At 70.4% G+C, this 14,401-nt stretch carries 15 protein-coding genes; 12 read left to right on the forward strand and 3 right to left on the reverse strand.

All coding sequences use genetic code 11. The features are described 5' to 3' along the window. The first annotated feature begins 113 nt into the window (after positions 1–113). The 3 genes from rho to ACFRAL_RS11100 all read left to right on the forward strand — a co-directional run bounded on the left by rho (position 114) and on the right by ACFRAL_RS11100 (position 3,912). Positions 114–2,333, forward strand: coding sequence for a transcription termination factor Rho (gene rho / locus ACFRAL_RS11090; RefSeq protein ID WP_378882729.1), 2,220 nt, complete (start codon positions 114–116; stop codon positions 2,331–2,333). A gap of 6 nt (positions 2,334–2,339) precedes the next feature. After that, entirely contained in the window at positions 2,340–3,434 is a 1,095-nt protein-coding gene (gene prfA / locus ACFRAL_RS11095) for a peptide chain release factor 1 (RefSeq protein ID WP_378882732.1), read from the forward strand. A gap of 76 nt (positions 3,435–3,510) precedes the next feature. Continuing rightward, positions 3,511–3,912, forward strand: a complete 402-nt coding sequence (locus tag ACFRAL_RS11100; protein ID WP_336398565.1) for a hypothetical protein — start codon at positions 3,511–3,513, stop codon at positions 3,910–3,912. A gap of 25 nt (positions 3,913–3,937) precedes the next feature. Here the strand turns inward: ACFRAL_RS11100 and epsC are convergent, their stop codons facing one another. From epsC to cysK (ACFRAL_RS11115), 3 genes are all read right to left on the reverse strand, one after another. Further along, complete coding sequence (gene epsC / locus ACFRAL_RS11105) at positions 3,938–4,522, reverse strand: serine O-acetyltransferase EpsC (protein WP_336398566.1); 585 nt, start codon at positions 4,520–4,522, stop codon at positions 3,938–3,940. Continuing rightward, complete coding sequence (cysK, locus tag ACFRAL_RS11110; protein WP_378882736.1) at positions 4,519–5,472, reverse strand: cysteine synthase A; 954 nt, start codon at positions 5,470–5,472, stop codon at positions 4,519–4,521. Before cysK (ACFRAL_RS11110) ends, epsC begins: the two co-directional genes overlap by 4 nt. 86 nt (positions 5,473–5,558) lie before the next feature. Next, the gene (gene cysK, locus ACFRAL_RS11115; RefSeq protein ID WP_378882739.1) at positions 5,559–6,497 is read right to left on the reverse strand and encodes a cysteine synthase A; all 939 of its coding nucleotides are present in this window, start codon (positions 6,495–6,497) and stop codon (positions 5,559–5,561) included. Between the two features lie 126 nt (positions 6,498–6,623). Between cysK (ACFRAL_RS11115) and prmC the strand changes: the two genes are divergently transcribed. The 9 genes from prmC (at position 6,624) to atpA (ending at position 14,395) form a co-directional block, all read left to right on the forward strand. After that, on the forward strand, positions 6,624–7,502 hold the full coding sequence (prmC, locus tag ACFRAL_RS11120) for a peptide chain release factor N(5)-glutamine methyltransferase (RefSeq protein WP_378882741.1): 879 nt from the start codon (positions 6,624–6,626) through the stop codon (positions 7,500–7,502). 82 nt (positions 7,503–7,584) lie between these two features. Further along, positions 7,585–8,382, forward strand: coding sequence for an L-threonylcarbamoyladenylate synthase (locus ACFRAL_RS11125; RefSeq protein WP_378882744.1), 798 nt, complete (start codon positions 7,585–7,587; stop codon positions 8,380–8,382). Beyond that, entirely contained in the window at positions 8,379–9,575 is a 1,197-nt protein-coding gene (locus ACFRAL_RS11130) for an MraY family glycosyltransferase (RefSeq protein ID WP_378882747.1), read from the forward strand. Before ACFRAL_RS11125 ends, ACFRAL_RS11130 begins: the two co-directional genes overlap by 4 nt. Continuing rightward, complete coding sequence (locus tag ACFRAL_RS11135) at positions 9,572–10,060, forward strand: hypothetical protein (RefSeq protein WP_378882750.1); 489 nt, start codon at positions 9,572–9,574, stop codon at positions 10,058–10,060. The genes ACFRAL_RS11130 and ACFRAL_RS11135 overlap by 4 nt, the downstream gene beginning before the upstream one ends. Before the next feature lie 169 nt (positions 10,061–10,229). Beyond that, complete coding sequence (gene atpB / locus ACFRAL_RS11140; protein ID WP_336398623.1) at positions 10,230–11,024, forward strand: F0F1 ATP synthase subunit A; 795 nt, start codon at positions 10,230–10,232, stop codon at positions 11,022–11,024. A gap of 62 nt (positions 11,025–11,086) precedes the next feature. Continuing rightward, the gene (atpE, locus tag ACFRAL_RS11145) at positions 11,087–11,320 is read left to right on the forward strand and encodes an ATP synthase F0 subunit C (RefSeq protein ID WP_292728372.1); all 234 of its coding nucleotides are present in this window, start codon (positions 11,087–11,089) and stop codon (positions 11,318–11,320) included. Between the two features lie 29 nt (positions 11,321–11,349). After that, the gene (locus ACFRAL_RS11150) at positions 11,350–11,904 is read left to right on the forward strand and encodes a F0F1 ATP synthase subunit B (protein ID WP_336398573.1); all 555 of its coding nucleotides are present in this window, start codon (positions 11,350–11,352) and stop codon (positions 11,902–11,904) included. Next, positions 11,904–12,695 carry a F0F1 ATP synthase subunit delta gene (locus tag ACFRAL_RS11155; protein WP_378882755.1) on the forward strand — a complete coding sequence of 264 codons (792 nt, stop codon included), beginning with the start codon at positions 11,904–11,906 and terminating at the stop codon, positions 12,693–12,695. The genes ACFRAL_RS11150 and ACFRAL_RS11155 overlap by 1 nt, the downstream gene beginning before the upstream one ends. Positions 12,696–12,757: 62 nt before the next feature. Continuing rightward, a complete protein-coding gene (gene atpA / locus ACFRAL_RS11160) occupies positions 12,758–14,395 on the forward strand; it encodes a F0F1 ATP synthase subunit alpha (RefSeq protein WP_336398575.1) in 1,638 nt (545 codons plus the stop codon). The last annotated feature ends 6 nt before the right edge of the window (positions 14,396–14,401 follow it).

A 14,401-nucleotide genomic window follows, 5' to 3' on the forward strand; every position in this document is an offset into this window, starting at 1 on the left:
CTCACCCCGTCGGCGGGTGTCTCGGCAGGCGTGACAACTGCGTGAGACAGACAGTCACCACCCCTGCGCCGTGCGATCGTGCATAACCTGTTCGTTTTCACAAGGGAGAACTCGTGGAGTCCATCTCCGAGATCCACGCCGACGTTCCGGCCGACGAGCGCGCGGAAGCGCCTGAGGCCGTCGAGAACGCCGACGCCGTCCAGACCGACGCGGTCGAGGGCACCGAGAGCACCGCCGCCGAGGCCGTCGCCGAAGAGGCCGTGGCCGAGGCCGTCGAGGCCGACGCCGTCGCCGAAGAGGCGGTCGAAGAGGCCGTCGAGGCTGAGGCCGTCGCCGAAGCGGCTGTCGCCGAGGCCGTGGCGGTCGCCGAGTCCGGCGACCCCATCGCCGCCGAGGCCGCCGAGGCCGTCGCCGAGGAAGCGGTCGCCGAGGCGCTCGTCGCCGATGCCGTCGCCGTGGAGGCCGTCATCGAAGCCGAGGTCGCCGACGTCATCGCCGATGAGGCCGTCGCCGAGGCAGCCGCGGCGGACGCCTCCGCCGCCGAGGCCCCGGCCGCCGAAGAGCCGCCGGCCGCCCCCGCGAAGGCGCCGCGCAAGCGCGCGCCGCGCCGGGCGAAGAGCACCGACGTGCCGCCGCCGACCGAGCCCGCGGCGGATGCGTCCGCCGACGCGGCCGACGCGCCCGCCCAGGCGACGTCGACCGAGGCTGCGCCGGCCGCCGGCGACCAGGGCGCCGACGAGGCATCCGCCGCCGAGGCATCCGCCCCCGCTGACGCGCCCGCCGCCGAGACGGCGTCCGCCGACGCGGGCGAGCAGGCCGCCGACGCGGGCGAGCAGGCGACCGAGGGCGAGGGCGAGCAGACGACGTCGCGCAGCCGCAGCCGGAGCCGCAGCCGCAGCCGCAGCCGCAACGGCGCCAAGGACCAGGGCGGCCAGAACGCCGACGGCGGTCAGAACGCCCAGGGCGGTGCTCAGAACGCCCAGGGCGGCGGCCAGAGCCAGAATGCGAAGCCCGCGGCGGAGCCCGCGAAGGCCGAGCCCGCCGACGAGGAGCAGCCGGCCCAGGGCAACGGGCGCGGTCGCCAGCGCAACAAGCGCCGCGGCGCGCAGACCACGGGCGACGAGTTCGACACCGAGATCGGCGAGGACGACGTCCTCATCCCGATCGCCGGCATCCTCGACGTGCTCGACAACTACGCCTTCGTCCGCACCACGGGCTACCTGCCCGGGACCAGCGACGTCTACGTGTCGCTGGGCCAGGTGAAGAAGTACAACCTGCGCAAGGGCGACGCCGTCGTCGGCGCGATCAAGCAGCCGCGCGAGGGCGAGCAGTCCAGTCGTCAGAAGTACAACGCGCTGGTCAAGGTCGACGCGATCAACGGCCTGTCGGTCGACGACGCCGCCACGCGCGTCGAGTTCGGCAAGCTCACCCCGCTTTACCCGCAGGAGCGCCTGCGCCTCGAGACCGCGCCCGAGAAGCTGACGCAGCGCATCATCGACCTCGTCGCCCCGATCGGCAAGGGGCAGCGCGGCCTCATCGTCGCGCCGCCCAAGGCCGGCAAGACGATCGTGCTGCAGCAGATCGCCAACGCGATCGCGATCAACAACCCCGAGGTGCACCTGATGGTCGTGCTCGTCGACGAGCGCCCCGAAGAGGTCACCGACATGCAGCGCACGGTGAAGGGCGAGGTCATCGCCTCGACCTTCGACCGTCCTGCCGAGGACCACACCACGGTCGCCGAGCTCGCGATCGAGCGCGCCAAGCGCCTGGTCGAGCTCGGTCGCGACGTCGTCGTGCTGCTCGACTCGATCACCCGCCTCGGCCGCGCCTACAACATCTCGGCGCCCACCTCGGGCCGCGTGCTCACCGGCGGCGTCGACGCGTCGGCGCTGTACCCGCCCAAGCGCTTCTTCGGCGCTGCGCGCAACATCGAGAACGGCGGGTCGCTCACCATCCTCGCCACGGCGCTCGTGGAGACCGGCTCCAAGATGGACGACGTGATCTTCGAGGAGTTCAAGGGCACCGGCAACAGCGAGCTGCGCCTGAACCGCCAGCTCGCCGACAAGCGGATCTTCCCGGCGGTCGACGTCAACGCGTCGAGCACCCGCCGCGAGGAGATGCTGCTGTCGCCCGACGAGGTGAAGATCACCTGGAAGCTCCGCCGCGCGCTGGCCGGCCTCGAGCCCCAGCAGGCCCTCGAGGTCGTGCTCGGCAAGCTCAAGGAGACGCAGTCCAACGTCGAGTTCCTGGTGCAGATGCAGAAGTCGATCCCGGCTCCCACCACCGGTCACAGCGGCGGACGCAGCCACGCGGACGACAACAGCATCCGCTGATCCCCCATGGTCGAACCCGCGATGTTCGATTCCGTGCGGGCGCTGATCGACGAGCACCGCGCGGTGCAGGAGGAGCTCTCCGACCCCGCGGTGCACGCCGATGCGGCGCGCGCCAAGCGGGTCAACCGGCGCTACGCCGAGCTGTCGCGCATCGTCAAGGCGCACGAGGACTGGCTGGCGGCATCCGATGATCTGGATGCCGCCCGCGAGCTCGCGCGCGACGACGAGGCCTTCGCCGAAGAGGTGCCGGCGCTGGAGGCGAGGCTCGCCGAGACGCAGGAGCGCCTGCGGCGCCTGCTCATTCCGCGTGACCCCGACGACGCCCGCGACGTGATCATGGAGATCAAGCAGGGCGAGGGCGGCGCCGAGTCGGCCTTGTTCGCGGCGGACCTGCTGCGCATGTACCTGCAGTACGCCGCCTCCAAGGGCTGGAAGACCGAGCTCCTCGAGCGCAACGAGTCCGACCTCGGCGGCTACAAGGACGTCCAGGTCGCGATCAAGGGCTCCTCGTCCGACCCGGCGCAGGGGGTGTGGGCGCACTTGAAGTACGAGGGCGGCGTCCACCGCGTGCAGCGCGTGCCGGCGACCGAGTCGCAGGGGCGGATCCACACGTCGACCACGGGTGTGCTGGTGTTCCCCGAGGTCGACGAGCCCGAGGAGATCCACATCGATCCGAACGAGCTGAAGATCGACGTCTTCCGCTCGTCCGGCCCCGGCGGGCAGTCCGTGAACACGACGGACTCCGCGGTGCGCATCACGCACGTGCCGACCGGAATCGTCGTCTCGATGCAGAACGAGAAGTCGCAGCTGCAGAACCGCGAGGCCGGCATGCGCGTCCTCCGCGCGCGCCTGCTCGCCCGGCAGCAGGAGGAGCTCGAGGCGGCGGCATCCGACGCCCGCAGGTCGCAGATCCGCGGTATGGACCGTTCGGAGCGCATCCGCACGTACAACTTCCCCGAGAACCGCATCGCCGATCACCGCACCGGCTACAAGGCCTACAACCTCGACCAGGTGATGGACGGCGCCCTCGAGCCGATCATCGAGTCCGCGATCCAGGCCGACGAAGAGGCGCGCCTGGCCGCCCTCGGCGCCGACGCCTGACGCCCCCGCCTCTGACGCTCCCGTCCGGACTGGCGCTTCGCGAGGGGGACGGATGCCGCGGCGCTAGGCTTCGAGCGTGCTCACGCTCCTCATCCGCGCGCTGATCTTCCTCGTCTCGGCAGCGCTGGGACTCATCGCGGCCGACCTCATCCTCGACGGCTTCACGCTGCACTGGGACGACTGGTGGGGCATCCTGCTCGCCGTCGTCATCTTCGCGGTGCTGCAGAGCGTCCTCGCGCCGTGGCTGCTGAAGATCACCCGGCGCCACGCGAACGCCCTCATCGGCGGCATCGGCCTGCTGTCGACATTCGTCGCGCTGCTGATCGCCGTGCTGATCCCGCAGGCGGGGATCGGGATCGACGGGCCCGTCGCGTGGATCATCGGGACGCTCATCGTCTGGCTCGTGACGGCTCTCGCGTCCTGGCTGCTGCCGCCGCTGTTCATCCGGCGCAAGGTGCAGGACCGCGCGCGGTCCTGACGCCCCGCGTCCGGCGGGACCCGTGTCAGATGTGGTACTCGGGCGTGGTCAGCAGGGCGCGCGTCTCCTCGCCGACGCGGCGGGCGCGCGGCTTGGCGGGTACGCCCACCAGGACGCTGTCGGCGGGGGCGTCCTTCGTGACGACGGCGTTCGCGCCGACGACGGAGCCCTCGCCGATGACGACAGGTCCGAGGATCTTCGCGCCGGCCCCGACGGCGACGCCGTCGCCCAGCGTGGGGTGACGCTTGCCGCCCTCGCGCTGACGCCCGCCGAGCGTGACCCCGTGGTACAGCATGACGTCGTCACCCACCTCGGCGGTCTCGCCGACCACGACGCCCATGCCGTGGTCGATGAAGAAGCGGCGCCCGATCGTGGCGCCCGGGTGGATCTCGATGCCGGTGAGCCAGCGCGTCACCTGCGAGCCCGCGCGGGCCACGAACCGCGCGTCGCGCACCCAGAGCGCATGCCACACGCGGTGGGCCCAGATCGCGTGGAGCCCGGGGTAGAGCAGGGCGATCTCGAGGCCGCTGCGCGCCGCCGGGTCGCGCAGCTTCGCGGCGGCGACGTCTTCGCGCACGCGCGCCAGGAATCCGATGCGTTCGTCGGTCATCTCTTCTCACCCTCCGGTTCGCGCAGATGCTCGTACAGCGCCGTGGACAGGTACCGCTCGCCCGAGTCGGGGACGATGACGACGATGCGCTTCCCCGCGGCCTCCGGGCGCGCGGCGATCTGCAGGGCCGCCCACACGGCGGCGCCCGCCGACATGCCGCCGAGGATGCCCTCGCGCGTGGCCAGCTCGCGCGCGACGCGGATCGCGTCGTCGAACTCGACGTCGAAGATCTCGTCGACCACCGACCGGTCCAGCACGTCGGGCACGAAGTTGGGGCCGATGCCCTGGATGCGGTGCCCGCCCGCGCGGCCCTCCGTGAGGACGGGGGAGTCCTTGGGCTCGACGAGCGCGATCCTCACGTCGGGGTTGCGCTCCTTCAGCACCTGCCCGACGCCCGTGATGGTGCCGCCGGTCCCGGATCCGGCGACGAACCAGTCCACGCTGCCGTGGGTGTCGTTCCAGATCTCCTCGGCGGTGGTCCTGCGGTGGATCGCGGCGTTGGCCTCGTGCTCGAACTGCCTGGCGAGGATCGCTCCCGGCGTCTCGGCGACGATCCGCCGGGCGACGTCGACGGCCTCGGTCATGCCCTTGTACGGGTCGGTGAGGACCAGTTCGGCGCCGTATGCCTTGAGCAGCGTGCGCCGTTCCTTCGACATCGAGGCGGGCATGGTGAGGATCACCCGGTACCCGCGCGCGGCGCCGATGAGGGCCAGCGCGATGCCGGTGTTGCCGCTGGTGGACTCGACGATCGTGCCGCCCGGCTGCAGCTCACCGGCCTCCTCGGCCGCAGCCACGAGGGCATAGCCCAGCCGGTCCTTCACGGACGAGCCCGGATTGTAGAACTCGAGTTTGGCGAGCACCTCCGCGCCGAGCCCCTCCGTCAGCGCGTTGAGGCGCACCAGCGGGGTCTGACCGAACGCGGTCGTGATGTCGGGATGGATGCCGGGCACGAAGCTCCCTCTCTCGTCGGGGTCCACACGACGACGGCGCGGCGGCGGCCGATCAGATCGGTTCGCCGTCGCGCCGTCGTGACGGATCAATCTTCGCGCAGATCCTCGTAGAGCGCAGTCGACAGGTAGCGCTCACCGAAGGACGGCACGATGACGACGATGTTCTTGCCCGCGGCCTCGGGCCGCGCCGCGACCTGGAGCGCCGCCCAGATGGCGGCGCCGGAGGAGATGCCCACGAGGATGCCGTCCTGGGTGCCGACCGCGCGAGCCGTCGAGATGGCGTCGGGGAACTCGACGTCGATGACCTCGTCGATCACGCCCCGGTCGAGGATCGCCGGGACGAAGTTCGGGCCGATGCCCTGGATCTTGTGCGGACCGGGGGTGCCCTTGGTCAGCAGCGGCGAGTCGGCCGGCTCGACGGCGACCACCTTGGCGTCGGGCACGCGCTCCTTGAGGACCTGGCCGACACCGGTGATCGTGCCGCCCGTGCCGATGCCGGCGACGAAGTAGTCGACCTTGCCGTCGGTGTCGCGGAGGATCTCCTCCGCGGTCGTCTTGCGGTGGATCTCGACGTTGGCCTGGTTCTCGAACTGGCGGGCGAGGATGGCGCCCGGCAGCTCCGTGACGAGCTCCTCGGCCTTGGCGATGGCGCCCTTCATGCCGCCGGCGGGGTCGGTGAGGACGAGCTCCGCGCCGTATGCCTTCAGCAGCAGGCGGCGCTCGATCGACATGGAGGAGGGCATGGCCAGCACCACGCGGTAGCCGCGGGCCGCACCCACCATCGCGAGGGCGATGCCGGTGTTGCCGCTGGTCGCCTCGACGATCGTGCCGCCCGGCTCGAGCTCGCCCGACGCCTCCGCCGCATCGACGATCGCGATGCCGAGGCGATCCTTGACGCTCGAGGCGGGGTTGTAGAACTCCAGCTTGGCCAGCACGTTGCCGCCGACGCCTTCCGCGACGCGGTTCAGCCGGACGAGCGGAGTGTTGCCGAAAGCGGAGGTGATGTCGGGATGGATGCCGGTCATGTCGGGGCCTTTCGCGGGTTCACGGCTGATCAGCACCAGCCTAGGGGGACGGCATCCATGTGAGTCCTTCTGTGACAGGGAGGTGGCGGCGGCGCGCTACCCTCCGGGGCGTAGGGTGGTGCGGTCATGTCTCCCCCCGAAGAACCACCCGCCCTGGCCGCCGCGATCGCGCACGCCGCGGCGCGCCTGGGCGCCGCGGGCATCGCCGACCCCGCGGTCGACGCCGAGCTGCTGGCGGCCTTCGTCCTGGGGCTCGGGCGAGGGGGAGTGCAGGCGTCCGCGATCCGCGGCGACCGCATCGCCGCGGCCGACGCCGAGCGCCTCGAGGAGCTGGTGACCCGGCGCGCCACCCGCGAGCCGCTGCAGCACATCACCGGGACGGCGCCCTTCCGCCATCTGGAGCTCCGCGTGGGGCCGGGCGTCTTCGTGCCCCGCCCCGAGACCGAGCTCGTCGCGCAGCTGGCGATCGACGCGCTCCGGGCCGCGGCATCCGAGTCCCCGATCGCGGTGGATCTCGGCACCGGAAGCGGCGCGATCGCGCTGGCGATGGCGACCGAGGTGCCGCACGCGCGGGTCTTCGCGGCCGAGAACTCGGTGGAGGCGTTCCTGTGGACGAAGGAGAACTTCGCGATGGTCGGCGCCGACAACGCGCGGCTGGCCTTCATCGACCTCGCGCACGCGTTCCCCGAGCTCGACGGCACGGTCTCGGTGGTCGCCTCCAACCCTCCGTACGTGCCGGATGCCGCGATCCCGCGCGACCCGGAGGTGCGGTTCTTCGACCCGCCCGCCGCGCTCTACGGCGGCGAGGACGGCCTGGACGTCGTGCGCGTGCTGAGCGGCGTGGGTCTGCGCCTCGCGCATCCCGGGGGGATGATCATCATCGAGCACGGCGAGTGGCAGGGGCAGGCGATCCGCGAGCTCCTCGCGGCCGACGGATGGCGCGCGGCGGCGACGCACCCCGACCTCACGATGCGCGATCGCGCCACCACCGCGCTGCGCCCCTGACACCGTCGGCACCGCCCCGCGGACGGAGCATCCAGCGACGCCGTGAACGCACAGCCGCGCCCCGACTAAACTGTCCGGCGACATGTCCCCCATCTTCGACTGCCGCGACGAGGCCCAGCTGCTCGCCGGCATGCGCAGGGCGCGCCAGGCCATCGGCCGCGGCGAGCTCGTCGTCATCCCCACCGACACCGTCTACGGTGTGGCCGCCGACGCCTTCGACCACCAGGCCGTCGCCCGACTGCTCGCCGCCAAGGGCCGCGGGCGCCAGTCGCCGCCGCCCGTGCTCGTGGCCGGCGTCACCACGCTCCGTGCCCTCGTCGCCGACGTGCCCGAGCCCGTCGAGCGCCTGATCGATTCGTTCTGGCCCGGTGGCCTCACGATCGTGCTGCCGGCCCAGCCGTCGCTGTCATGGGATCTCGGCGAGACCCGGGGCACCGTCGCCGTGCGGATGCCCGCGCACCGCATCGCCCTGGAGCTCCTCGAGGAGACCGGCCCGCTGGCGGTCTCCAGCGCGAACCTCACGGGCATGGCGGCGGGCATCACGGCCGAGGACGCGGAGGAGATGCTGAAGGACAGCGTTGCCGTGTACCTCGGCGACGGACCGTCGCGCGACGGCGTGCCGTCCACCATCGTCGACGCCACGAGCCTCGTCGGCGGCGAGGAGCCGCTGGTGCGCGTGCTCCGCGAGGGCGCGGTCAGCCGCGAACAGCTGCGCGAGGTGCTGGGCGACCTCCTCGAGGCCGACCCGGGTGCGGACCCCGAGCCGTCCGGCCGGGAAGCGGAGCCCGACGCCGAGGCCGAGCCGTCCGGCGGCGAGGCGGGGCCGACGGCCGCAGGCGTGACGGATGCCGACGCCCAGAGCGTCCCCGGCAGCTCGTGAAGCAGTACGTCTTCACCATCCTCCTCACGGCGGCCATCACGTTCGTCCTGTCGTGGGCGGTCTGGCGGCTGAGCCTGAAGTACGAGCTGTATCCGGGGATCCGCGAGCGCGACGTCCACAAGACCCCGACGCCGCGCCTCGGCGGCATCGCCATGTTCATCGGCGTGCTCGCGGCGTTCGCGGTGTCGTCGCAGCATCCGTTCTTCGCCATCATCTGGACCGAGCCCGAGCAGGTGTACGCGCTGCTGGGCGCGACGGCCCTCATCGTGGTGATCGGCGTCCTCGACGACGTGTGGGACCTCGATTGGATGATCAAGCTCGGCGCGCAGTTCCTCGCGGCGGGCCTCATCGCCTGGTTCGGCCAGCTGCAGATCTACACGCTGCCGCTCGGCGGCATGACGATCTCGAGCTGGGCCAGCTTCACACTGACCGTCTTCTCGATCGTCGTCGTGATGAACGCCGTGAACTTCATCGACGGCCTGGACGGCCTCGTCGCGGGCGTCTGCCTCATCGCCAACGTGGTGTTCTTCGCGTACTCGTACATGATGGTGCGCGACATCGGGGCGAGCACCTACTTCAACCTCGCGTCCTTCATCGCCGCCGTGCTGATCGGCGTGTGCATCGGGTTCCTGCCGATGAACTGGAGTCCCGCGCGGCTGTTCATGGGGGATGCCGGGGCGCTCATGCTCGGCCTGCTGATGGCCTCGTCGGCGATCGCGATCACCGGCAACATCAACCCGGCGATGGTCGCCGACAACGACGAGTTCGGCCGCTCGCAGCTCCTCGGTGCGTTCATCCCGATCCTGCTGCCGGTCGTCGTCGTGCTGCTGCCCCTGCTCGACTTCGGACTGGCGGTGGTCCGTCGGATGAGCAAGGGCAAGTCGCCGTTCTCACCCGATCGCCGCCACCTGCACCACCGCATGCTCGACATGGGCCACTCCGACCGCGACGCCGTGCTCATCTTCTACGCCTGGACCGCGCTGGTGAGCCTCGCGGTGCTGCTGATGTACATCGGCACGACGCTGGAGTGGCCGGGCGACTACCTCCTCGGCGTGGCGTACGGCGTCGTCGGCATCGCCGCCTGCCTGATCGTGACCCTGCTGCCGTCGCATCGACGTGTCGCCCACGCGATCGAGGCCACCCCATCCACCGCCCTGCACGATCCCGCGCCCGCACAGGAGGACGCCCGATGAGCTCCACCCCCATCTCCAGCACCCCGATCCTGCGCACCGTCCTGGTGTGGTCGGGAACCGTCACCGCCGCACTCCTCGTGGTGGGCGGCCTCGTCGGCTACCTCGTGGCGGGAGTGGACGGACTGTGGAGCGCCCTGGCCGGCGTCCTCATCGCGGCCGTCTTCCTCGCCATCACCGCCGCGAGCATCCTCATCGCCAACCGCTGGTTCGGCGACGCGCTGTACGTGCCGATCTTCTTCGGGATCGTGCTCGGCGGCTGGATCCTGAAGTTCGTCGTGTTCCTCGTCGCGCTGTTCGTGCTGCGGGACCAGCCGTGGATCGTCGGACCGGTGTTCTTCCTCGCGCTGGTGGCGAGCGTGCTCGCCTCGCTCCTCATCGACGTCGTCGTGCTCATGCGCATGCGCGTGCCGCACGCGAGCGACGTCGAGCTCCCGACCGACCCCGACGCGGGGGAGCGCACCGACGGGCCGGGCACCGCCGCGTGACGCCTCGCGGGCGGATTCAGGGACCTCTCAAGTTTGATAGGCTGAACGAGCGCCCGCCCGCCCACCCTGTTGTGAACGCCTGCGGAGTGACGCTCACCGACCATCGTCGCAACGGTCCTTCACCGATGCCCCGAAGCTGGAGCCTGCGCTGTTTACTCAAGCTGCGACCCTGATCGCCCCCCTTGCCGCTGACGCGCCCCCGGAGTTCCACGGGCCGTCGATCGAAGAGTTCTTCCCCGAGATCCTCTTCACCGCGTTCGGCATCATCCCGGTCCACCGGATCCACCTGATCCAGTTCCTCGCGACCATCGCGATCGTCCTGATCTTCTGGCTCGGCACGCGCCGCATGCGCGTCGTCCCCGGTCGGTTCCAGAGCCTCGTCGAGATGGGCCTGGACTTCGTCCGCGTCAACATCGGCGAAGACCTCCTGGGCAAGAAGGACGCCCAGCGCTTCCTGCCGATCCTCACCACGATCTTCTTCATGGTGCTGTTCATGAACATAACGGGCATCATCCCGTTCCTGAACATCGCCGGAACGAGCATCATCGCGGTGCCGCTGACGCTCGCGGTCGTGAGCTACGTCACCTTCATCTACGCCGGCATCAAGAAGAGCCCGAAGAACTTCTTCAAGAACTCGCTCTTCCCGTCGGGTGTGCCGTGGCCGATCTACATCATCGTCACGCCGATCGAGCTCATCTCGACGTTCATCATCCGCCCCGTGACGCTGACGCTCCGACTCCTCATGAACATGATGGTCGGCCACCTTCTGCTGGTGCTGTTCTTCGCAGCCACGCAGTTCTTCGTCGTCGACCTCGGCGGCTGGTGGACGGCGCTCGGCGCCGGCAGCCTCGCCTTCGGCTTCGTCTTCACGCTGTTCGAAATCCTGGTGGCGGTCCTCCAGGCGTACGTCTTCGCTCTCCTCACCGCGGTCTACATCCAGCTCGCGGTCGCGGAAGAGCACTAAGCGGGTCGGCCCCTCCGTCCAGAACGACACAGGGCCGCCCACAACCGAAAGGAAAAACCCCCGTGGACGCAACTACGGTTCTCGCACAGGTCACCGGCAACGTCGCGACGATGGGCTACGGCCTCGCTGCGATCGGCCCGGCCATCGGCGTGGGCATCGTCGTCGGCAAGACGATCGAGGGCGTGGCTCGCCAGCCCGAGCTCGCCGGCCGCCTGCAGGTGCTCATGTGGATCGGTATCGCCTTCACCGAGGCGCTCGCCTTCATCGGCATCGCGACCTACTTCATCTTCGTCTGATCGCCGAATCTCAGTCCTAAGGAGACAGGATGCTGCACGCTCTTGTCGCGTACGCCGCGGAGGAGGGGGAGACCCATAACCCCCTCATCCCCGCCTGGTACGACATCATCTGGTCGTCGGTCTGCTTCGTCATCATCCTCTTCCTCTTCTGGAAGATCGCGCTTCCGCGGATGAAGAAGATGCTCGACGAGCGCTCGGCGGCGATCGAAGGCAACATCGCGAAGGCCGACGAGGCCCAGCGCAAGGCCGAGGCGGCGCTCGAGGAGTACACCGCCCAGCTCGCCGACGCCCGCAAGGAAGCCGGTGAGATCCGCGACGCCGCCCGTGAGGACGGCAAGAAGATCCTCGCCGAGGCGAAGGAGACCGCTGCCTCCGAGGCCGCCCGTCTCACCTCGACCGCCCACGCTCAGATCGAGGCGGAGCGCCAGTCGGCGCTCGTGTCGCTGCGCAGCGAGGTGGGCACGCTCGCCCTCGACCTCGCCGGCGGCGTGATCGGCGAGACGCTGTCCGACGACGCGAAGGCTCAGGCCGTCGTCGATCGCTTCCTCGCCGAGCTCGAGGAGTCCGAAGGGGCCAAGGCGTAATGGGCAGCGCGACCACTCAGGCCGTTGCGGCGACGACGGCGGCGCTGGACGCCGCCGCCGACGTCGACCTCGACGTCGCCCGCGAGCTGTTCGCCGCGGCGCGCACCGTGGGCGACTCGTCGCAGCTGAGCGGCGCGCTCGCCGACTCGGCGGCGCCTGCCGAGGCCCGCCGCAACGTCGTCCTCGCCGTCTTCGGACCGACCGTGAAGCCCACGACCGCGTCGCTGCTGGCGACCGTGGTCGCGCAGCGCTGGTCGTCGTCCGACGACCTGGTCGAGGGGATCGAAGAGCTCGCGGTGCGGGCGACGGCCGTCGCCGACGCGAACTCCGACATCGAGGGCGAGCTGTTCGCCTTCTCGCGCACCGTCGCCGACAACGCGGAGCTCGAGCTCGCTCTCGGCAGCCGCCTGGGTGACTCGACGTCGAAGGGCGCGCTCATCGAGACGCTGTTCACGGGGCGCGCGAGCGAGGCGGCGACGCTCATCGTGTCGTCCCTCGTCCGGCAGCCGCGCGAGCGGCGGGTGCGCCAGCTGCTGTCGCGTGCGATGAAGCTCGTCGCCGACCAGCGCGGACGCACCGTCGCCACCGTCGTGGCGGCGGCGCCGCTGAGCGCCGCCCAGAGCGAGCGCCTCGTCGCAGCGCTGACGAAGCGCTACGGCAAGCGCGTAGCGCTGAACACCATCGTCGACCCGGGCGTGGTGGGCGGCCTGCGCGTGCAGATCGCCGACGACGTGATCGACGCCAGCGTGTCGTCGCGTCTGGCCGACCTCCGTCAGCGGCTCGCAGGCTGACACAGACTTCCCGCCCGAGGGTGGAGATTTCGGGGCCGCGGCCCCATGAACGAAGGAAAACAATGGCAGATCTCACTATCAGCCCCGATGTCATCCGTGACGCGCTGAAGGACTTCGTCGCCGCCTATGAGCCCACGGGCGGCGCGGCCACCGAGGTCGGCACCGTCATCGACGCCGCCGACGGCATCGCGCACGTCGAGGGCCTGCCGGGCGTCATGGCGAACGAGCTCGTGACGTTCCAGGACGGCACCCAGGGCCTCGCCCTCAACCTCGACGAGCACGAGATCGGTGTCGTCGTGCTCGGCGACTTCGCCGGCATCGAGGCCGGGACCCAGGTGACGCGCACCGGCGAGGTGCTGTCGGTCGCCGTCGGCGACGGCTACCTCGGCCGCGTGGTCGACCCGCTCGGCAACCCCATCGACGGTCTCGGCGAGGTCGCGACCGTCGGCCGTCGTGCCCTCGAGCTCCAGGCGCCCGGCGTCATGCAGCGCAAGTCGGTGCACGAGCCCCTCCAGACCGGCATCAAGGCGATCGACGCGATGATCCCCGTCGGCCGCGGACAGCGCCAGCTCATCATCGGGGACCGCCAGACGGGCAAGACGGCCATCGCGATCGACACGATCATCAACCAGAAGTCCAACTGGGAGTCGGGCGACGTCAGCAAGCAGGTCCGCTGCATCTACGTCGCGATCGGCCAGAAGGGCTCGACGATCGCCGCCGTGAAGGGCGCCCTCGAGGACGCCGGGGCCATGGAGTACACGACGATCGTCGCGGCTCCCGCCTCGGACCCCGCCGGCTTCAAGTACCTCGCCCCCTACACCGGCTCGGCCATCGGCCAGCACTGGATGTACGAGGGCAAGCACGTCCTGATCATCTTCGACGACCTGTCCAAGCAGGCCGAGGCCTACCGCGCCGTGTCGCTCCTGCTCCGCCGCCCGCCGGGCCGCGAGGCGTACCCCGGTGACGTCTTCTACCTGCACTCGCGTCTGCTCGAGCGCTGCGCGAAGCTCTCCGATGAGCTCGGCGCCGGCTCGATGACCGGTCTTCCGATCATCGAGACGAAGGCGAACGACGTCTCGGCGTACATCCCGACGAACGTGATCTCGATCACCGACGGCCAGATCTTCCTGCAGTCCGACCTCTTCAACGCCAACCAGCGTCCCGCGGTGGACGTCGGCATCTCGGTGTCGCGCGTCGGTGGCGACGCCCAGGTGAAGTCGATCAAGAAGGTCTCCGGAACGCTCAAGCTGGAGCTCGCGCAGTACCGCTCGCTCGAGGCGTTCGCGATGTTCGCGTCCGACCTCGACGCGGCCTCGCGTCGTCAGCTCGCCCGAGGCGCGCGTCTGACCGAGCTGCTCAAGCAGCCGCAGTACTCGCCGTACCCGGTCGAGGAGCAGGTCGTCTCGATCTGGGCGGGCACCAACGGCAAGCTGGACTCGATCGAGGTCGAGGACGTGCTGTCCTTCGAGCGCGAACTGCTGGACTACCTCCGTCGCAACACGTCGATCCTCGACACGCTGCGCGAGACCAACGTCCTGGACGACGACACCGTCGCCGAGCTCGCGAAGAAGACCGACGAGTTCATCCTGGAGTTCCAGGCAGGCAAGGGCCAGGCCATCGGCAAGCCCGGCCACGAAGAGGTCGCGGCGGCGCAGGCCGAGGACGTGAACCAGGAGAAGATCGTCAAGGGCCGCCGCTGAGGCGGG

Source organism: Microbacterium sp. NPDC056736 (assembly GCF_042790415.1).
Classification (GTDB): Bacteria; Actinomycetota; Actinomycetes; order Actinomycetales; family Microbacteriaceae; genus Microbacterium.

Coding starts and splice junctions, on each gene's coding strand:
- atpA (WP_336398575.1), top strand. CDS start 12,758: ATGGCAGATCTCACTATCAGCCCCGATGTCATCCGTGACGCGCTGAAG.
- ACFRAL_RS11135 (WP_378882750.1), top strand. CDS start 9,572: ATGAGCTCCACCCCCATCTCCAGCACCCCGATCCTGCGCACCGTCCTG.
- cysK (WP_378882739.1), bottom strand. CDS start 6,497: ATGACCGGCATCCATCCCGACATCACCTCCGCTTTCGGCAACACTCCG.
- ACFRAL_RS11155 (WP_378882755.1), top strand. CDS start 11,904: ATGGGCAGCGCGACCACTCAGGCCGTTGCGGCGACGACGGCGGCGCTG.
- prfA (WP_378882732.1), top strand. CDS start 2,340: ATGGTCGAACCCGCGATGTTCGATTCCGTGCGGGCGCTGATCGACGAG.
- ACFRAL_RS11125 (WP_378882744.1), top strand. CDS start 7,585: ATGTCCCCCATCTTCGACTGCCGCGACGAGGCCCAGCTGCTCGCCGGC.
- epsC (WP_336398566.1), bottom strand. CDS start 4,522: ATGACCGACGAACGCATCGGATTCCTGGCGCGCGTGCGCGAAGACGTC.
- prmC (WP_378882741.1), top strand. CDS start 6,624: ATGTCTCCCCCCGAAGAACCACCCGCCCTGGCCGCCGCGATCGCGCAC.
- ACFRAL_RS11150 (WP_336398573.1), top strand. CDS start 11,350: ATGCTGCACGCTCTTGTCGCGTACGCCGCGGAGGAGGGGGAGACCCAT.